The following is an 18,333-nucleotide window of genomic DNA, read 5'->3' on the forward strand; positions in this document are numbered from 1 at the left end:
ACCGTGATCACGCACTGTCAGCGCTGAGCTGCTGCTGCTTCCGCCAGCGGATTCCCGCCTCGATGAAGCTGTCCAGGTCACCGTCGAAGACCGAGGACGGATTGCCCGTCTCCTGCTCGGTACGCAGATCCTTCACCATCTGATACGGGTGCAGGACGTACGAGCGCATCTGGTCGCCCCAGGAGCTGGTGCTGCCGGTCTTCAGGCCGGCCAGCTTCTCCTCCTCCTCCTGCCGCTTGCGCTCCAGCAGCCGGGCCTGGAGCACCCGCATCGCGGACGCCTTGTTCTGGAGCTGGGACTTCTCGTTCTGGCAGGTCACCACGATGCCGGTGGGGATGTGGGTCAGCCGCACCGCCGAGTCGGTGGTGTTGACGCTCTGCCCACCCGGCCCGGACGACCGGTAGACGTCCACCCGGACCTCGTTCTCCGGGATGTCGATGTGGTCGGTCTGCTCGGTGACCGGCAGCACCTCGACCCCGGCGAAGCTGGTCTGCCGGCGGCCCTGGTTGTCGAACGGGCTGATCCGCACCAGCCGGTGCGTGCCGGACTCCACGCTGAGCGTGCCGTAGGCGTAGGGCACCTTCACCGTGAAGGTGGCCGACTTCAGGCCCGCCTCCTCGGCGTACGAGGTCTCGTAGACCTCGGTCGGGTAGCCGTGCCGCTCGGCCCAGCGCAGGTACATCCGCAGCAGCATCTCGGCGAAGTCGGCCGCGTCCACGCCACCGGCTCCGGCCCGGATCGCGACGAGCGCCTCCCGCGAGTCGTACTCGCCGGAGAGCAGCGTCCGGACCTCCATCTCCTGGATGGCCTTGGTCAGCCCGGTGATCTCCGACTCGACCTCGGTCAGCGCGCCCGGGTCGTCCTCGGCCTGGGCGAGTTCCAGCAGCACCCCGGCGTCGTCGAGCCGGGAGCGCAGGTCACCGAGCTTGGTGATCTCGCCGTTGACGTACGACAGCTGCGACGTCACCTGCTGCGCCTTGGCCTGGTCGTCCCAGAGGTCGGGGGCGGAGGCCTCCTGCTCCAGCCGGGCCTTCTGCTCGCGCAGCTTGTCGAGGTCGAGCACAGCCTCGATGTTGCGCAGCGTGGCGTCGAGGTCCTTGAGCTGTTCGGCGTAATCGGCAGCGGTCACGACAGACAAGACTACTGCCTGGTCGACGCAGGTGGTCAGCCGACGGGCGCGGTCTTCAGCCAGGACAGCGCCGCCTTGTGGTAGGCGACGGCGAACTCCAGCGCGCTGGCGTCGTAGCTGTCGCCTTCCTTCTTGGCGTTCTTGACCTGCTCCCGCACCGCCGCCAGCGCCTCGGTGTGGTACTCGTTCGCCGTCGCGTACAGGTTCTTGAGCTGGCTCGACGAGTGCAGGTCACCGAACGCGATCCGTAGCGCTATCGGGTTACGGATGGTGTCCTTGCCGGGATTCTCCGCCAGCCAGCGGGAGAATGTCCGTTTCCCGGCCGCCGTCAGCGCGTACGGCTGGCTCATCCGCGGCCCGGGCTTGCCGAGACGCACCAGACCCTTCTCGGCCAGGACCGGCAGCTCCCGGTAGACCTGACTGCGGGTCATCGACCAGTACGGCGCCAGCCGGCGCTCAGCGGCAGCCATCAACTGGCCGCCAGTCATCGGGCCGTCGTGCAGCAGACCGAGCAGAGCTGCTGCCGTCGGGTTGACTCCGGATTCCGCCATGCCCTCTAAGCTGCCACTTTGTCGGCTCTGGCGTCCAGGATTTGCTCATTTCGGCACCCGATGACGGGTCCGATGTGCACTGTCGGATGAGGAAGAGGGCCCGCCCCGGCTGGGGCGGGCCCTCTCGGAGCGCCTCAGCCCATGTGCGGGTAGACGTGATCGGTCGGCGGGACGAACGTCTCCTTGATCGTCCGCGGCGACATCCAGCGGACCAGGTTGTGCCAGGAGCCCGCCTTGTCGTTGGTGCCGCTGGCCCGGGCGCCGCCGAACGGCTGCTGCCCGACCACCGCGCCGGTCGGCTTGTCGTTGATGTAGAAGTTGCCGGCGGCGTACCGCATCTTCTCCGCCACCTGGTCGACCACCCGGCGGTCGGTCGCGAAGATCGACCCGGTCAGCGCGTACGGCGCGATCGACTCGGCCTGGGTGACCACGTCGTCGAAGCGGGCGTCGTCGAAGACGTGCACGCCGAGGATCGGCCCGAAGTACTCGGTGGTGAACGTCTCGTGCGCGGCGTCGGAGCACTCGAACAGCGTCGGCCGGACGAAGTAGCCGACCGAGTCGTCGGCGGTGCCGCCGGCCAGGATGCGGCACGAGTCGTCGCCCTTGATCAGCTCCAGCGCGGCGGTGTGCCGGCCGAACGCCTTGTCGTCGATCACCGCGCCGCCGAAGTTGCTGAAGTCGGTCACGTCGCCGTAGGTCAGCGAGTCGGCGGTGGCGGCGAGCCGGTCGCGCAGCCCGCCCTCCCAGATCGACCGCGGGACGTACGCCCGCGAGGCGGCCGAGCACTTCTGGCCCTGGTACTCGTAGGCGCCCCGGATCAGCGCGGTGTGCAGCGCGTCCACGTCGGCGCTGGGGTGCGCGACGACGAAGTCCTTGCCGCCGGTCTCGCCGACCAGCCGGGGGTAGCCCCGGTAGCGGGCGATGTTGTCGCCGACGGTCTTCCACAGGTGCTGGAACACCTTGGTCGAGCCGGTGAAGTGGATACCTGCGAGGTCCGGGTCGGCCAGCGCCACCTCGGAGACCTCCTCGCCGCGCCCGGTGACCATGTTGATCACACCGGGCGGCAGGCCGGCGGCCTCGAACAGGCGCATGGTGAAGTGCGCCGCGAACTGCTGCGTCGGGGACGGCTTCCAGACCACAGTGTTGCCGAGCATGGCCGGCGCGGACGGCAGGTTGCCGGCGATCGCGGTGAAGTTGAACGGGGTGATCGCGTAGACGAACCCCTCCAGCGGCCGGTGGTCGAGGCGGTTCCAGACCCCGGGCGAGGACAGCGGCTGCTCGGCCAGGAGTCGCCGGGCGAAGTGCACGTTGAACCGGAGGAAGTCGATCAGCTCGCACGCCGCGTCGATCTCGGCCTGGACGGCGGTCTTGGACTGGCCGAGCATGGTGGCCGCGTTGAGCGTGTCCCGCCAGGGGCCGGCGAGCAGGTCGGCGGCGCGCAGGAAGATCGCGGCCCGCTCCTCGAACGGCAGCGCCCGCCACATCGGAGCGGCGTCCTTGGCGGCCCGGACCGCGGCGCGGGCGTCGTCGTGGGTGGCGTGCCCGGTGATGCCGAGGACGTGCGCGTGCTTGTGCGGCTGCACCACGTCGATCGAGGCGCCGCCGGCCATCCGGCGCTCGCCCGCGATCGTCATCGGCAGCTCGATCCGCTCGGCGGCCAGTTCGGCCAGCCGCCGCTGGAGCCGTTCCCGGTCGGCACTGCCGGGCTCGTAGGTGTGCACCGGCTCGTTGAGCGGCTCGGGTACGGAGAACACGGCGTCCATCACAGGCTCCTGGCGATCTCGACGGCGACGGCGAAACCGGACCCGCTGGCGCCGGCCGGCGGCCGGACGCCGGACACCGCGGGGTCAGCGGCGGCGGGACCTGGCCCGATTCTGTCACGAGACGCCCCCGCGGGCCGCGCCTCCCCGCCACACCGGACAGCCGGATCATCTCGGGACCGTCGGCTCAACCCACCCACACCCGACGAAACATCGGATCGCAACCCCCGTTCATCGACGATTCGTCGGCACCCGCGCAGACCGATTGATCGACTCCACTCGGGGGGACGGCGGCATCCGAGCCCTCGGGATACCACCAGATCGGCGTACTGCAGTCGATCAAGGCGCGGACGGCACACGGCCCACCCGGGGAGCGGCGGCACGCCGCGTACGCTGGATGACCGGTGACCTGCCCCGCCCGACGCGGGAAGATCCGGCGACCGTCGAAGGGAAGACGATGAGCAACCAGCCCGGCAGCTCCACGGCCGCGGAGACGGATCAGCCCGAGGCCGTCGAGCCCACCACGGGCGACGGGACCGCCGTCGAGACGCCCTCCGGCGAGGAAGCAGCCGGGCACGCGGACGAGGGCACTGTCACCGGTGGGCGGCCGGAGTTCGCGCCGGGCGCGATCGTGCTCGCCCTGATCTCGGTCGGGTGGCTGGCCGCCATGCTCTGGTCCACCCGCGAGGCGATCCACTCCACGGCGGCAGGCGTCACCGCGATCAGCCTCTCCGCGTACGCGCTGCCCGGCGTCATCACCGCGGCGCTGGTCACCGGCGCCACGGTGGCCCTGCTCGCGACCAACCGGCTGGGCCGCGCCACGCTGCGCTTCCTGGCCGCCGTCGGCACCGGCCTCCTGGTCGGGCTCGTCACCGCGGTGGCGATCAACCTGACGTACGCGGACAACGCCACCACGAACACGATCGCCGGTACCGCGGCGGCGGCAGCGATCATCGGCGGGGCGATGGCCGGTGCGCGCCAGGCCCGGGTGGTGGGGGCGATCACCCTGGCCACGCTCACCGCGCAGATCTTCGTGGTGCTGTTCAGCCGCGTCCGCGACCCGCTCTCCGACCTGTTCGGCGCCGGGGAGACCCAGCAGTCGGTGCTCGACGCCGCGAAGTGGGTCTCGCGTACCGAGTCGCTGCTCGCCGGGCTGCTCGCCGGCCTGGCCGCGTACCTCTATCTCACCTGGTCCCGGCGCCGGGCGGAGCGCCGCGACGGCGCCGCGTCGCCGCTGCGCTGGCCGGCCTACCTGGTCGCCGGGGCGGGCGCGGGCCTGCTCCTGCTGCTCACCGAGGTGATCATCCGGATCGGCGGCCGTGGGCTGCTCGACCTGGCCGCGGCGCTCAGCGAGGCCGACGAGGTGGCGCAGACCGCGCTGGGCACCTCGCGGGTGGACAACGGGATCTGGGTGCTCTTCGTGGGCGCGCTGACCACGCTCATCGTCTTCGGGCGCACGCTCGGGCCGCGCCCGGTGGACGACGACGAGGACGAGCCCGCGGCCTGAACCGCGCGCCGTCAGCCCGCTTCGCGCAGGAGCAGGTCCAGCTCGGTCACGTCGTACCACTCCAGTTCGTGGTCCTCGGCGCCGTCGACTGTGAACTGGGCGTCCGGGTCGCCGGCCTGGGCCTCCACCACCACGTCGACGGCGGCGGCCACATCCTCGACCGCGTCCGCGCCGTCCACGTGCAGCGCGGCGACCGACTTCACGGGTACCGGTCCGACCGGCCGGACCACGCTCGATCCCAGCTCGCCGTTGACCCGGCCGACAGCACGGGCCGGCAGGTCGGCCGAGACCACCACCCGTCGCCGGGGCGCGGCGGGGTCGTGCCGGAGCAGGAGCAGCGCGTCCTGGGCGGCCCGGGTGAAGGCCACGTACTCCAGCTCCTCCTCGTCGCCCTCGGCGTACCACTCGCGCAGCTCCGGGGTCACGGCGTGCGCCGCCTCGGCGCTCAGCCCCTCCTCGCGCAGCCGGGCGAGCATGGGAACGGTCGCCGGCAGGTACACCCGGACAAGCTCGTCGGTCACCGGTCACTCCCACACTCAGGCCGATCGCCGGCGGACGCCGACTCCGGGCGCCGATCATGCCGTACGCCGAGACCGTCATACACCCGGCACCCGCGCGGGTGAAGTCTCCCGCCGGTGTGTCTCCCGAACGGGCGCGCGGCGATGTCACCTGGTGATGGCAAACTGAAGCAAACGCAACCAACCCCGGGAGTCACACCGTGGAGTCGAGGTTCCTGCTGCTGTCCGACGTCGCCGCCGAGCTGAACGTGTCGGACTCGCAGGTCTACCACATGGTCCGCAGCGGCGAACTGCCCGCGATCAAGATCGGTGGCCGGGGCCAGTGGCGGGTCGAGCGCGCCCGGCTGGAGGAATACATCGAGCGCAAGTACGCCGAGACCGCCGAATGGGTACGCGGCAACCCGCTCGGTGAGCGCGACGAGGAGTGACCACCCGGGGACCGTGGGCCATTGACGGCGATCGTCCATGTCCGGGAAGATGAGAGCCTGTCGGAGGCAAACGAAGGCAAACGCAAGGATTCGAGATGGTCGACACCCGCCGTCCCCGCGCACCCCGCCCGCCGGTCCGTCTCCGGCCCGCCCCGCCGCTCGACCCGCCGTGCACCGACGAGGAGCAGCTCTGGAGTCCCGTCGGTCAGCTCACGCTCGACCTGGCCGACCCACGCCGCCGTGCCGCCACACGCCCCGCCGGTCGAGCACCGGACCCGGCGACCGCCTGGCCCCGCTGGTCCGGGGCGCAGGCGTCAGCCCTCGCCTCCGCCACACCCGAGGGAGCGCGAGCCGCGCACCTGTTCGTGCGCACCTTCCTGGAGATCGTCAACGGCTTCCGGCCGCCCGGTCAGCTCCGGCCGCTCTGCCTGCCCGAGTCGGCCGGCCCGGTGGCAGCCGAGCTGACCCGCGCGGCCCGCCGGGTGACACCGGTCCGCCGCCGTACCGCCCGGCCGGCGCTGCTGCTGCGGCGCCTGCGGGTGTGCGAGCCGCGCGCGGGTGCGGTCGAGGCCACCGCCGTGTTCGCGGGCGCCGGAGGCGCGAGCTGGGCCGTGGCGATACGCCTGGAACGCCGCCGAGGCACCTGGCTGTGCCAGGTCCTGGACGTCCTTTGAGCCCGGCCATCACCTCCCCGACCTCGCCCGACGCGCCGCGGCCACCCGCGCCGATCGGCGTGCGGACGCCCGGCACCCAGCGCCCGGGCCTGCGCGATCTTGGTACCAAACGGCCCTCATAGGGGCCCTTTCCTACCAAGATCTCCACCGCTCCCACCAAGCGGAACGCCAATCTCGCCCAACGGGAGGCTCGCCGCAACAACCAGCCGAACGAGGATCTCCACCCCACCCCACCCCACCAAACCCCCGTGATCTTGCACTTTCGTACCCCCGATTCCGGCATGAATCGGTCACAACAGGGGCCGCAACTGCAAGATCGACCGAGGGAGGGCGCGAGGGAGGGCGGGAGGGAGGACGGGAGGACGGCGACGGGCCCCGGCCTTGGTGGCCGGGGCCCGTCGTGGGTGTTCGGGGTCAGTTGCCGCCGTTGGGCGAGCCGTGGCAGCGCTTGTACTTGCGGCCGGAGCCACACGGGCAGGGCGCGTTACGGGACGGGCCCTCACCGCCGTCGACCTGGCCCGGCGCGGCCCGCCGGGCGGTGCTCGCGGCCACAGCCTGGCCGCTCGCCCCGGCCGGAGCACGGCGCGGCGTGGTGGCGGCCGGGCGCTCCGAGGACTGCTGGCCGATGCCGAGCGCCGGCGCCTGCTGCTCGGGCCGCTCGATCACCGGGGCACCTCGGCCGGCCTCGCCGTCCACGGCGGGCGCGGAGTATTGCAGGCCCTGCTGCTGCGGCGCGCGGTTGAGACCCTTGGCCCGGATCTCCACCGGCTTCTCCAGCAGCTGCACCTCCTCGGCCTCCGGCTCCGCCTCCTCGACCTGGACGTCCAGGTTGTAGAGGAAGCCGACAGTCTCCTCCTTGATGCCGTCCATCATGGAGGCGAACATGTCGAAGCCCTCGCGCTGGTACTCGATGACCGGGTCGCGCTGGGCGTACGCCCGCAGGCTGATGCCCTCCTGGAGGTAGTCCATCTCGTAGAGGTGCTCGCGCCACTTACGGTCGATCACCTGGAGCAGGACCATGCGCTCGAGCTGACGCACCGCCTCCTCGCCGAGGCTCTCCTCACGCCTGTCGTACGCGGCGTGCGCGTCCTCCTTCAGGCGGGCGAGCAGGAAGTCCTGGTCGATGCCCGAGCGGGAACCGACCTCCTCCTCCAGTTCCTCGACGGTGATCCCCACCGGGTAGAGCTGCTTCAGGCTCGACCAGAGCTGGTCGAGGTCCCAGTCCTCGGCGTAGCCGTCGCTCGTCGCGCCGACCACGTACGCGGTCACCACGTCGTCGATCATGTTGCGGACCTGGTCGGACAGGTCCTCGCCGTTGAGCACCCGGAGGCGCTCGGCGTAGATCACCTGGCGCTGCTTGTTCAGCACCTCGTCGTACTTGAGGACGTTCTTGCGGATCTCGGCGTTCTGGCCCTCGATCTGGGCCTGGGCGCTCCTGATCTGGCGGGTGACCATCTTCGACTCGATGGGCACGTCCTCCGGGATGTTGAAGCGGTCCATCACGGCCTCGACCGCGCCGGCCCGGAAGCGCTTCATCAGCTCGTCCTGGAGCGACAGGTAGAAGCGGGACTCGCCCGGGTCACCCTGCCGGCCGGCGCGACCGCGCAGCTGGTTGTCGATCCGGCGGGACTCGTGCCGCTCGGTGCCCAGCACGTAGAGCCCACCGGCGGCGGCGACCTCCTCCGCCTCGACGTCGCACGCCTGCTTCCAGGTCGGGAGGATCTCCTCCATCGCCTTGGCGTACTCCTCCGGCTGCTCGACCGGGTCGAGCCCGCGCTGGCGCAGCTCGTTCGCGGCGAGGAACTCGGGGTTGCCGCCGAGCAGGATGTCCGTGCCGCGGCCGGCCATGTTGGTGGCGACGGTGACCGCGCCCTTGCGCCCGGCCTGCGCGACGATCTCCGCCTCCTTGGCGTGGAACTTCGCGTTCAGCACCGAGTGCGGGATGCCGCGGCGGCGCAGCATGTGCGACAGGATCTCGGAGTTCTCCACCGAGACGGTGCCGACCAGCACCGGCTGGCCCTGCACGTGCCGCTCGGCGATGTCCTCGACGACGGCGTTGAACTTGGCCTTCTCGGTCTTGTAGATGACGTCGGGCCGGTCGAGCCGGACCATCGGCCGGTGCGTCGGGATGGTCACGACGCCGACCTTGTAGACCTTGTTGAACTCGCCCGCCTCGGTCTGGGCGGTACCGGTCATGCCGGAGAGCTTCTCGTAGAGGCGGAAGTAGTTCTGGAGGGTGATGGTGGCGAGCGTCTGGTTCTCCTGCTTGATCTCCACCCCCTCCTTGGCCTCGATCGCCTGGTGCATGCCCTCGTTGTAGCGGCGGCCGTGCAGGATGCGGCCGGTGAACTCGTCGACGATCAGGACCTCACCGTCGTTGACGATGTAGTCCTTGTCGCGCTTGTAGAGCTCCTTGGCCTTGATCGCGTTGTTCAGGTAGCCGACCAGCGGGGTGTTCACCGACTCGTACAGGTTGTCGATGCCCAGGCGGTCCTCCACCTTGGCCACGCCGCGCTCGGTGATCGCGATGGTGCGCTTGGCGTAGTCGACCTCGTAGTCGCCCTCGCCGTCGGTGCCGGGCTGGAGCCGGGCCACCACGGCGGCGAACTCCTGGTACCACCGGGCGGAGTGCTCGGCCGGACCGGAGATGATCAGCGGGGTACGCGCCTCGTCGATCAGGATCGAGTCGACCTCGTCGACCACGGCGAAGAAGTGGCCGCGCTGGACCAGCTCGTCCTTCGACCAGGCCATGTTGTCGCGCAGGTAGTCGAAGCCGAACTCGTTGTTGGTGCCGTAGGTGATGTCGCACTCGTAGGCCGCGCGGTGCTCGCTGGCGGGCCGGTTGGGCAGCACCACGCCGACCTGCAGGCCGAGGAACTCGTGGACGCGGCCCATCCAGGCGGCGTCGCGCTCGGCCAGGTAGTCGTTCACCGTGATCACGTGCACGCCCTTGCCGGCGAGCGCGTTCAGGTAGACCGGCATGACCGAGGTGAGCGTCTTGCCCTCACCCGTCTTCATCTCGGCGATGTTGCCGAAGTGCAGCGCCGCGCCACCCATCACCTGGACGTCGTAGGGGCGCTGGCCGAGCACCCGCGAGGCGGCTTCCCGGCACACCGCGAACGCCTCGGGCAGCAGGTCGTCGAGGGTCTCGCCATCCTCGAGCCGCTCCTTGAACTGGTCGGTCATGGCGCGCAGCTCGTCGTCGCTGAGGTTGACGTAGTCGTCCTCGATCGAGTTGACGGCGGCAGCGATGGCCTTCAGCCGACGCACCATGCGGCCCTCGCCGGCGCGAAGGAACTTTTCCAGAATCGACACGGATCAACGCTCCCCTAGACGGTCTCGAACCATCGTAGGCGCTCCGACGCGACGATGGTCACTGGTGGCGGCGGTCCGGGCTCCGGAACCCGACATAACGCCGCGACCGTGCGCCACCGGCCGCTAATCGGGTTACGCCGTGCGCGAACGATCCGGCACGATGGCTCGAATGGAGCCTGTCGAGATCATCGAGGACGGCCTGCTGCTGCGCCCGTGGCGCGCGGAGGACGCCGACGCGGTGCACCGTGCCTGCCAGGATCCGGACATCCAGCGCTGGACCACCGTACCTCGCCCGTACCTTCCGGAGCACGCGAGCGAGTACGTCACCACGATCAGCGCCACCGCCTGGGCCGAGGGCACCGGTGCGCTCTTCGCGGTCTGCGACGCCGGCACCGGTGAGCTGCTCGCCTCGTTCGGCCTGGTCTCCGTCGACCGCGCGCGGGAGCCGGCCGAGGTGGGCTACTGGACCGCGCCGTGGGCCCGGGGCCGGGGCGTCGCGGTCCGCGCCACCCGCGCGCTCGCCCGCTGGGCGTTCGACGCGCTCAAGCTGCGCCGGCTCACCTGGCAGGCCGAGATCGGCAACCACGCCTCCCGGCTGGTCGCGCTGCGCGCCGGCTTCCGGATCGAGGGTGAGCTGCGGCTTGCCGACCCCAGCCCCGGCGGCCGGCCCGAGGGCTGGATCGGCTCGCTGCTCCCCGGGGAGGTCGCCGCCGCCGGCAACCCGGTCCCCTACGGCCCGGACACGCTCCAGGCCCGCCGCGCGGCGGTCTTCGGCCGGCCGCAGCCGGTCCTGTTCGCCACCGCAGGCGACACCGAACTGCGGCTGCGCGCGCTGGAGGAACGCGACCTGGCCGCGGTGACCCGCACCTGCCAGGACGAGCAGACGATCCGCTGGACCACGGTGCCGCACCCGTACCGGCCGGAGCACGCCGAGGGCTTCCTGCGCGACCTGGTGCGCCCGGCCTGGGCGCGGGGAACGGCAGTGACGTTCGCCGTGGCCGACCCGGACGACCGCTACGTCGCGTCGATCGACCTGCGCCTGCTGCCGAACGACCCGCTGGTGGCCGACGTGGGCTACATGACCGCGCCGCACGCCCGCGGCCGGGGCTACCTGCCGGCCGCGCTCGCCGCGGTGTGCGCCTGGGGCTTCACCACGCTCGGCCTGGCCCGGATCGAGTGGCGGGCGAACGTGGGCAACACCGCCTCGCGGCGGGCCGCCGAGAAGGCCGGGTTCACCGTCGAGGGCACGCTGCGCGGCGGCGTCCAGCACCGCGGCGAGCGGCAGGACGCGTGGATCGGCGGCCTGCTGCCGGGCGACCTGGCGTGACGCCGGAGACGATCGAGGGGTACGGCGTACGGCTGCGGCCGTGCCACCTCGCGGACGTGCCCGAGATGGTGGCCGGGTGCGCCGATCCGGAGATCCGCCGGTTCATGCCCCTGCTGCCCGACCCGTACGACTCCGGCGCCGCCCGCTGGTGGGTCACCGAGGGCGCGCCCGCGGCGTGGGCGGCGGGCGGCGCGGCGTACACGATCGCCGACCCGGCGAGCGACCGGCTGCTCGGCAGCATCGGGCTGACCCGGCTCAGCGCGGAGCGGGCGACGTACGAGATCGGCTACTGGGTGGGAGCGGCGGCGCGCGGCCGGGGCGTGGCCACCGCCGCCACCCGGCTGCTGACCGAACGGGCGTTCGCCGCCGGGGCGGCCCGGTTGGAGTTGCTCACCCGCACGGAGAACGTGGCGAGCCAGCGCATCGCGCTCGCCTGCGGTTACCGGCACGAGGGCGTACGCCGGGCGGCGGGCGCGGACGGCGACGGCGTACGCCAGGATCTGATCGCCTGGGTGCGGCTGGCCGACGACCCGCCCGGGCCGCTCGCCCGGTTGCTGCCGGACCTGCCGGACGGCCGGCTCACCGACGGCGTGGTGACGCTGCGCCCGGTGGAGCCGGCGGACACGGACGCGCTGTACCGGCTGCACTCGCTGCCGGAGGTGGTGGCGAACCGGGTGCCGCCGGTGGCGCCGGAGCGGGCGGCGCTCGCGCGCCGTTGCCGGCTGGCGGCGAGCCGCTGGCTCGCCGGAGAGGCCGCCGACCTGGCGATCGTCGACGCGGTCACCGGCGCTGTCGTCGGCGGCTGCGCGCTGTTCTACGACGAGCCGGCCACCGGGCAGGCCATGATCGGCTACAGCCTGCTGCCCGAGGCGCGCGGGCGCGGGCTGGCGGCCCGGACGGTCCGGCTGGTCGCGGGGTGGGCGTTCGGCATCGGGGTGGCCCGGCTGTGGGCCGGCACGCGGCCGGACAACGTCGCCTCGCAGCGGGTGCTGGAACGGGCCGGCTTCCGGCGGGAAGGGCTGTTGCGCGGCCGGCTGCCCGGCCCGGACGGCGCCCGTGTCGACTCGGTGGTCTACGGCCGGCTGGCCACCGACGAGAACTGAGTACGGGCCCCCGCACGGGGGCCCGTACTCACCGGTCAAGGGGTCACGTGTCGAGCTGGATGATCCCGTAGTCGTACGCGTGCCGCCGGTAGACCACACTCGGGCGGCCGGACTCCTTGTCCTGGAACAGGTAGAAGTCGTGGCCGACCAGTTCCATCTGGAACAGCGCGTCGTCGACGGTCATCGGTTCGGCGGGGTGGACCTTCGCCCGGGCGATGTGCCACGGCTGGTCGTCGGGTTCGGTGTGGCCGCTCTCGTCGGGGCGTTCCGCGACCGCTGTGGCGGTGCCGTGGCCGTCGAGCGCCGCCAGTCCGGGCCCGTCGAGGTCGGCAACCGGCAGGCCGGCGGTCGCGGCGGCCACGGAGATCGGCGCATGCCGTCCGCGGTGTACCCGGCGACGGTCCGCCGCGCGGCGGAATCGCGTGTCCAGCTTGGCGATGGCGGCGTCGAGCGCGCTGTAGAAGTCGTTCGTGCAGGCCTCGGCCCGGATCACCGGGCCGCGCGTCACGCACGTGATCTCCACCCGCTGGCAGGTGTCCGCCTGGCGTGGATTGCGCTCGTGGAACAACTCGACGTCCACGCGAATGAGCTTCTGGTCGTAGCGTTCGATCTTCGCGAGCTTCTCGGCTACGTGCACCCGGTAATGGTCCGGCACTTCGACGTTACGGCCCTTGACCACGATGTCCACGTGACCTCCCTTGTTCGGACGGTCGTTCGGTCCGGATCATCCGGTCGACGCACCCGGGAGGGCCCCGCTCGGCGTCGACCGGTGTTGTTCGGCTACGCCTCCTTCCAGTGCCGGGGGAAGGTTTGACCCTCACTACCCCCGACACCGAAACGCTAACTCCTGTACGGCCAACCGTCACCCCTGGTTGCCGAAGGCGGTCGCGAAATTTAACAGCTCATACACCATGGGGTGAAACGGATACACGAAGCGTCACCGACGGTGCCGCTTTTGCGTTGCGGCGAGCACGGCCGCGGCCTTTGGCGTCATTCCCGCGCGGTGCAACATCCGGCTCACCGCCGCCAGCGTGGCGCCGGTGGTGACGATGTCGTCGAGCAGCACGACCGTCTCCCCCGGCCGGCGGCCGGCCGGCGGGCGGCGCAACCGGAACGCCTCCTCGGCCGCGGCGGCCCGCCCGGCGCTGTCCAGCGCCACCGAGTCGGTCCGGGGCAGCGCCCGCAGCGGGCGCAGCACGCGTACCGGCCAGCCGGCCGCGCGTAACCGGGCCGCCGCCGGCCGGACGAGCCGGTCGAGGTGGTCGCCGTAGCGGGCCCGGGCGGCGCGAGCGGTGTCGGGCACCGCCACGAGCGTGACCGGGCCGGGTTGCCCTGCCGCCACCGCGACCACCTCGGCGAGCAGCGCGCCCAACGGCCGGGCCAGCCCGTGCCGGCCCCGTTCCTTGTACGCCAGCAGACCCTCGCGCAGCGCGCCGCCGTACGGGCCGAGCGCGACGCAGGGCGGCAGGCCGGGCGGAGCCGGATCGGGCCGGGCAGGTGCGGGACGCAGCGACTCCAGCTCCCGCACGCAGCCGGGGCAGAAGCCGTGCCGCAGCCGTACCGATCCCGCGCCGCAGCCCGCGCACCCGGCGGGCAGCACCAGGTCGGTCAGGTCCGACCAGAGCCCGCCCAGGTCACGCACGGACGGCTCAGTAGAGGAAGAACGGTGCGGTCGGGTTGGTCGCCCGGCTGCCCGACGGAACGTCGAGCACCTGCTCCCGCTTCACGTAGTCGAACGGGTTGTTCCGCCAGGCCGCGCCGTCCGTCTCGAACATGAACGAGAACGCGGCCAGGCCGCGGTCGCCGCCGCCCGGATACCCGGCGAGCTGGGTCACCGGGGCGCCGATCTCCACCGCCAGCGGGGTCTCCCAGGCACCGTCGACGCTGAGCTGGTGGATCGCCGAACGCCGGTCCGCCTCGTTGCCGGCGAGCGCCAGCTCGTTCTCCGCCACCCAGTCCACCACCGTCACGCCGGTGAGCAGCGTGGTCACCCGGCGGGGCTGTCCGAGGCTGACCACGCCACCGTCGACGCTCACCGCGGCGACGAAGACCGCGCCGCCGGAGGCCAGCGCGATCCGGTGGCCGTCGAGGGAACCGGCCACAGCCGTCACCGGCCCGGGAACGGACAGCGGGATCTCGCTCATCCGGCCCGCGCCGTCGAACCGGTAGAGCCGGCCGTCCGCCGCCACCAGACCGGCCGGGCGGGCCTTGTTCAGCGACCGCAGCCAGGTGGGACGGCTCATCGCCCGGAACGTACGGTCGCCGGGGCTGAGCATCGCGACCGGTTCCGGACCGGTGCCCACCTTGAGCCGCCTGCGGTTGTCCGACCCGGTCACCACGAGCGCGGCGAGCACCTGGTCGTCGGCGCGGGCGAGCGACGCGGAGACCACGTTGCGGTTCTCCGCGGGCGGCAGCGGCACGGCGGCACGCGACTCGTTGCCGAACGCCAGGGGGCGGACGGCGCCGTCGTAGACGGCGAACCGCATCGGATCGCCGCCGCGTGGATAGGCGGCTGTCGAGACGCGCTCCCGCCGCAGGTCGACGGTGAGCCGCTTCTGGTTCTGGATCTTCAGGTCGACCTGGCCGTCGAGGTCCGACAGCGACCATGCCAGCTGGGTGCCGAGCCGGGTCAGCCGCTGCTCGTTGGCGCCCGGCATGTTCAGGTTTATCTCCCAGTGGCCGTCGGCGCCGGTCGCATTGTTGATCAGCTGGGTGCCGTCGGGCAGCCCGGTCACGCCGGGCGCCAGCCAGTCCGACGGGCGGTCGGCCAGCCACTTCATCACCTCGGTGATCCGGCGTTCGGTCGGCGCCGACGAGGGCAGGTAGCGCTGGTCCGGCACCAGCCGGGTCAGGTCGGTGTTCCAGAAGTAGACGGTGCGGGGACGGTAGTACTCGCGCATCGCCGAGTCGCTGGCCAGCAGCACGTTCGGCAGCTCGGTGATCAGCAGGCCGGTACCGGCCTGCTCGGCCCGGCGCAGCTCGAAGGCGTACTGCGTCTCGCTCGCCACCGGCGGGCCGAGCGTGCCGTCGGCGCGCAGCACGCCCACCTGCTGCACCTTGAGCGTCACGGTGCTGGTGCCCTGGTTGTTGGGCGGCGTGCTCTCCGGCTTCTCCCGCAGCCGCACCACTGTCAGTTCGACCTCGCTGGTCTGCGGCTTGCCGGGAAGCAGGTCGCGGGCCTCCGCGGCGAGGAACTTCCGGGCCCGGGCGTACGCCTGGTCGCGCTCCCCTGCCGCGGCGGCCCGCAGGTAGTTCTCGATGAAGGGCACCGGCTCGCTGCTGTCGGCCGGCTCGGGCGGCCGGGCCGGGCTGCCGTTGAGCGCCCCGGACTCGGCGGCCGGCACCGAGCCGTCCACCTGTACGTCCGTCTGGTCCGGGATGCCGCATCCGGCGAGCGCGGCCGGCAGCAGCGCGCCGGTCAGCAGCAGGGCCAGGACGCGGCGGTTCACGGCCGCGCCTCCGCGTGGTCGCCCCCGCCGGCCGGTCCGGCGGTCAGCGCCGCGACGCCGCCGCCGGGCCCGACGGCGGGCAGCCCGCCGTCGCGGGGGCCGCCGAACGGCACCGTGGCGTCGGCCGGCACCAGCCGCAGCGGGGAGGTGGTGAGCCGGTCCCCGGCCCGGGCCGGCAGGGTGAGCCGGAACTGCGCGCCCTGCCCCGGCGCGCCCCACGCCTCCAGCCAGCCGCCGTGCAGGCGGGCGTCCTCCAGGCTGATCGACAGGCCCAGCCCGGTGCCGCCGGTCTGCCGGGCGCGCGACGGGTCGGCCCGCCAGAAGCGGTTGAACACCAGCTTCTCCTCCCCCGGCTTGAGGCCGACCCCGTGGTCCCGCACGGTGATCGCCACCGCGCTCTGGTCCTGGCCCAGGGTGATCCGTACCGGCTTGGCCTCGCCGTGCTCGACCGCGTTGCCGACCAGGTTGCGCAGCACCCGCTCGACGCGGCGCGGGTCGACCTCGGCGATCACCGGAGTGTCCGGCAGGTCCAGCTCGATGGTCACCCCGACCCGCTCGGCCAGCCCGGCCAGCCGCTCGGTCACCCGGTGCACCACCGGCACCAGGTCGGTCGGCTCGCTGTCCAGCACCGCGAAGCCGGCGTCGAACCGGCTGATCTCCAGCAGGTCGGTGAGCAGTTCCTCGAACCGGTCCAGCTCGGCCTGGAGCAGCTCGGCGCTGCGGGCCACCGCCGGGTCGAACTCGTCGCGCTCGGCGAAGATCAGGTCGGCTGCCATCCGTACCGTCGTCAGCGGTGTCCGCAGCTCGTGCGAGACGTCTGAGGTGAACCGGCGTTGCAGCCGGGACATCTCCTCCAGCCGGAGGATCTGCCGTTGCAGGTTCGTCGCCATCTGGTTGAACGAGGCGGCCAGCAGGGCGAGGTCGTCCTCGCCGGAGACCACCATGCGCTGGTCGAGCAGGCCGGCGGAGAGCCGCTGCGCGGTGCGCGCGGCCACCCGTACGGGCGTCACCACCAGGCGGGTGACAAGGGCGGCCAGCAGGCCGAGCAGCAGCACCAGCGCGACGCCGGTGGCGACCACCGTGGCGCGGGCGTCGGCCGCCGTCGCGTCCTGCCGTGCCAGGGGTACGAGGTAGTAGAGCTCGACCTGCCCGAACTTGGTGGGCACCGGGGAGCCGTAGACCAGGTATTTCGTCCGCTCGCCGCCGAGCGAGCCGGTACGGATCTGGTGTGCGACCTTGCCGGAGGCGACTGTGGCCCGCAGCTCGTCGCCGATCACCGCGCCCACCGGCACGTCAGGCGTGGTACGCGGCTCGATGAACTCGGCGAAGTTGTCGGCGGTGATCGCCACCACCACGCCGCTGGTCTGGGTGGGGTCTCCGCCGGCCAGGTAGTTGACGGTGCCGTCGATGGTGTTCTGGAGCTGCGCCTCCTGCGGCTGGCTGTAGAGGTTGAACTGCTTGGCCGCGTACTCGCTGCCGTTGCTCAACCGCAGCCGCACGTCGGTCTCGGCGTTCTCCAGCAGGATGCTCGTGATCTTGTCAGCGATCAGATAGGCGAAACCGCCCACCAGCAGGCTCGACGCCACCAGCGTGATGGTGACCACACGGACCTGGAGCGACCGCCGCCACGCCTGGTGCACCGCGGCCACCAGCCGGGCGACCCGGCCGGTCAGGGCGAGCCAGATCGCCCGCACGGCGTGGAGCCGGCGGGGCGCGGCGGTCGGCGGGTCGGGCATCGGGGTGGTCACCACAGTGCTGACCAGGCTATCCGGTACCCGCCTTGTAGCCCACGCCCCGCACGGTGAGGATGATTTCGGGTCGCTCCGGATCCGGCTCGATCTTGGCGCGCAGCCGCTGGACGTGCACGTTGACCAGGCGGGTGTCCGCCGCGTGGCGGTAGCCCCAGACCTGCTCCAGCAGCACCTCGCGGGTGAAGACCTGACGCGGCTTGCGGGCGAGCGCGACCAGCAGGTCGAACTCCAGCGGCGTCAGCTTCACCTCCTCGCCGTCGCGGCTGACCGTGTGGGCCGGCACGTCGATGGTGATCTGGTTGCCGGGCGGGCCGATGGTCAGCATCTCCGGCGCCACGTCCTCGCCGCGGCGCAGCCGGGCCCGCATCCGGGCCACCAGCTCCTTGGGCTTGAACGGCTTGACCACGTAGTCGTCGGCGCCGGACTCCAGCCCGAGCACCACGTCGACTGTGTCGCTCTTGGCGGTCAGCATCACGATCGGCACGCCGGACTCGCCCCGGATGGCGCGGGCCACGTCGATGCCGCTCATGCCCGGCAGCATCAGGTCGAGCAGGACGATGTCGGGTCGGTTGTCGCGGAACGCGGCCAGCGCCCGTTCGCCGTCCGCGACGAAGGACGGCACGAAGCCCTCGCTGCGCAGCACGATGCCGAGCATCTCGGCGAGGGCGGGGTCGTCGTCGACCACGAGTACCCGGGCTCTCATGGGGTTTATCGTTCCATCCCCGTTCGTCTGGAGTGTTCGGCGTCTCCACGAGACCGTAGCGCCGAGCGGCCCCGCGCACCACAGCAAGTCGGCGTGGCCGCCCAGCGTGGCGCGCCGG

Annotated in this window: 15 protein-coding genes; 5 read left to right on the plus strand and 10 right to left on the minus strand. The window is 72.1% G+C overall.

Annotated features, from left to right (window positions below; genetic code table 11):
- Positions 1-7: 7 nt before the first annotated feature.
- From prfB to pruA, 3 genes are all read right to left on the minus strand, one after another.
- Positions 8-1,129 (minus strand): peptide chain release factor 2, encoded by a 1,122-nt coding sequence (gene prfB / locus IF06_RS0112700; RefSeq protein WP_013284224.1) that lies wholly within the window; start codon positions 1,127-1,129, stop codon positions 8-10.
- Between the two features lie 35 nt (positions 1,130-1,164).
- On the minus strand, positions 1,165-1,680 hold the full coding sequence (locus tag IF06_RS0112705; RefSeq protein ID WP_013284223.1) for a PadR family transcriptional regulator: 516 nt from the start codon (positions 1,678-1,680) through the stop codon (positions 1,165-1,167).
- Between the two features lie 134 nt (positions 1,681-1,814).
- Positions 1,815-3,443, minus strand: coding sequence for an L-glutamate gamma-semialdehyde dehydrogenase (gene pruA / locus IF06_RS0112710; protein ID WP_030271125.1), 1,629 nt, complete (start codon positions 3,441-3,443; stop codon positions 1,815-1,817).
- 454 nt (positions 3,444-3,897) lie between these two features.
- On the opposite strand from pruA, the gene IF06_RS0112715 reads away from it, so the two are divergent.
- Entirely contained in the window at positions 3,898-4,947 is a 1,050-nt protein-coding gene (locus IF06_RS0112715) for a hypothetical protein (protein WP_030271126.1), read from the plus strand.
- A gap of 11 nt (positions 4,948-4,958) precedes the next feature.
- Here IF06_RS0112715 and IF06_RS0112720 read toward each other — a convergent pair whose 3' ends face one another.
- Complete coding sequence (locus IF06_RS0112720) at positions 4,959-5,468, minus strand: DUF6912 family protein (protein WP_030271127.1); 510 nt, start codon at positions 5,466-5,468, stop codon at positions 4,959-4,961.
- Between the two features lie 197 nt (positions 5,469-5,665).
- Between IF06_RS0112720 and IF06_RS0112725 the strand changes: the two genes are divergently transcribed.
- Positions 5,666-5,893 carry a helix-turn-helix domain-containing protein gene (locus IF06_RS0112725; RefSeq protein WP_013474124.1) on the plus strand — a complete coding sequence of 76 codons (228 nt, stop codon included), beginning with the start codon at positions 5,666-5,668 and terminating at the stop codon, positions 5,891-5,893.
- A gap of 95 nt (positions 5,894-5,988) precedes the next feature.
- Positions 5,989-6,567: an Rv3235 family protein gene (locus tag IF06_RS0112730; protein ID WP_030271128.1), complete on the plus strand. Its 579-nt coding sequence runs from the start codon at positions 5,989-5,991 to the stop codon at positions 6,565-6,567.
- Positions 6,568-6,981: 414 nt separating this feature from the next.
- Here IF06_RS0112730 and secA read toward each other — a convergent pair whose 3' ends face one another.
- The gene (secA, locus tag IF06_RS0112735) at positions 6,982-9,882 is read right to left on the minus strand and encodes a preprotein translocase subunit SecA (protein ID WP_013284217.1); all 2,901 of its coding nucleotides are present in this window, start codon (positions 9,880-9,882) and stop codon (positions 6,982-6,984) included.
- A gap of 169 nt (positions 9,883-10,051) precedes the next feature.
- On the opposite strand from secA, the gene IF06_RS0112740 reads away from it, so the two are divergent.
- Positions 10,052-11,209: a GNAT family N-acetyltransferase gene (locus IF06_RS0112740; protein ID WP_030271129.1), complete on the plus strand. Its 1,158-nt coding sequence runs from the start codon at positions 10,052-10,054 to the stop codon at positions 11,207-11,209.
- Positions 11,206-12,312, plus strand: coding sequence for a GNAT family N-acetyltransferase (locus tag IF06_RS0112745; protein WP_030271130.1), 1,107 nt, complete (start codon positions 11,206-11,208; stop codon positions 12,310-12,312). Before IF06_RS0112740 ends, IF06_RS0112745 begins: the two co-directional genes overlap by 4 nt.
- 43 nt (positions 12,313-12,355) lie before the next feature.
- Here IF06_RS0112745 and hpf read toward each other — a convergent pair whose 3' ends face one another.
- The 5 genes from hpf to mtrA all read right to left on the minus strand — a co-directional run bounded on the left by hpf (position 12,356) and on the right by mtrA (position 18,215).
- Positions 12,356-13,000 (minus strand): ribosome hibernation-promoting factor, HPF/YfiA family, encoded by a 645-nt coding sequence (gene hpf, locus IF06_RS0112750; protein WP_013474120.1) that lies wholly within the window; start codon positions 12,998-13,000, stop codon positions 12,356-12,358.
- 249 nt (positions 13,001-13,249) lie between these two features.
- Positions 13,250-13,954 carry a ComF family protein gene (locus IF06_RS0112755; RefSeq protein WP_030271131.1) on the minus strand — a complete coding sequence of 235 codons (705 nt, stop codon included), beginning with the start codon at positions 13,952-13,954 and terminating at the stop codon, positions 13,250-13,252.
- A gap of 7 nt (positions 13,955-13,961) precedes the next feature.
- Positions 13,962-15,761 carry an LpqB family beta-propeller domain-containing protein gene (locus IF06_RS0112760; protein WP_013284212.1) on the minus strand — a complete coding sequence of 600 codons (1,800 nt, stop codon included), beginning with the start codon at positions 15,759-15,761 and terminating at the stop codon, positions 13,962-13,964.
- Positions 15,758-17,497, minus strand: coding sequence for an MtrAB system histidine kinase MtrB (gene mtrB / locus IF06_RS0112765; RefSeq protein ID WP_030271133.1), 1,740 nt, complete (start codon positions 17,495-17,497; stop codon positions 15,758-15,760). The genes IF06_RS0112760 and mtrB overlap by 4 nt, the downstream gene beginning before the upstream one ends.
- Before the next feature lie 28 nt (positions 17,498-17,525).
- The gene (gene mtrA, locus IF06_RS0112770) at positions 17,526-18,215 is read right to left on the minus strand and encodes an MtrAB system response regulator MtrA (protein ID WP_013284210.1); all 690 of its coding nucleotides are present in this window, start codon (positions 18,213-18,215) and stop codon (positions 17,526-17,528) included.
- Positions 18,216-18,333 lie beyond the last annotated feature (118 nt).

This window comes from Micromonospora globosa (assembly GCF_000717585.1).
Taxonomy (GTDB): domain Bacteria; phylum Actinomycetota; class Actinomycetes; order Mycobacteriales; family Micromonosporaceae; genus Micromonospora; species Micromonospora aurantiaca.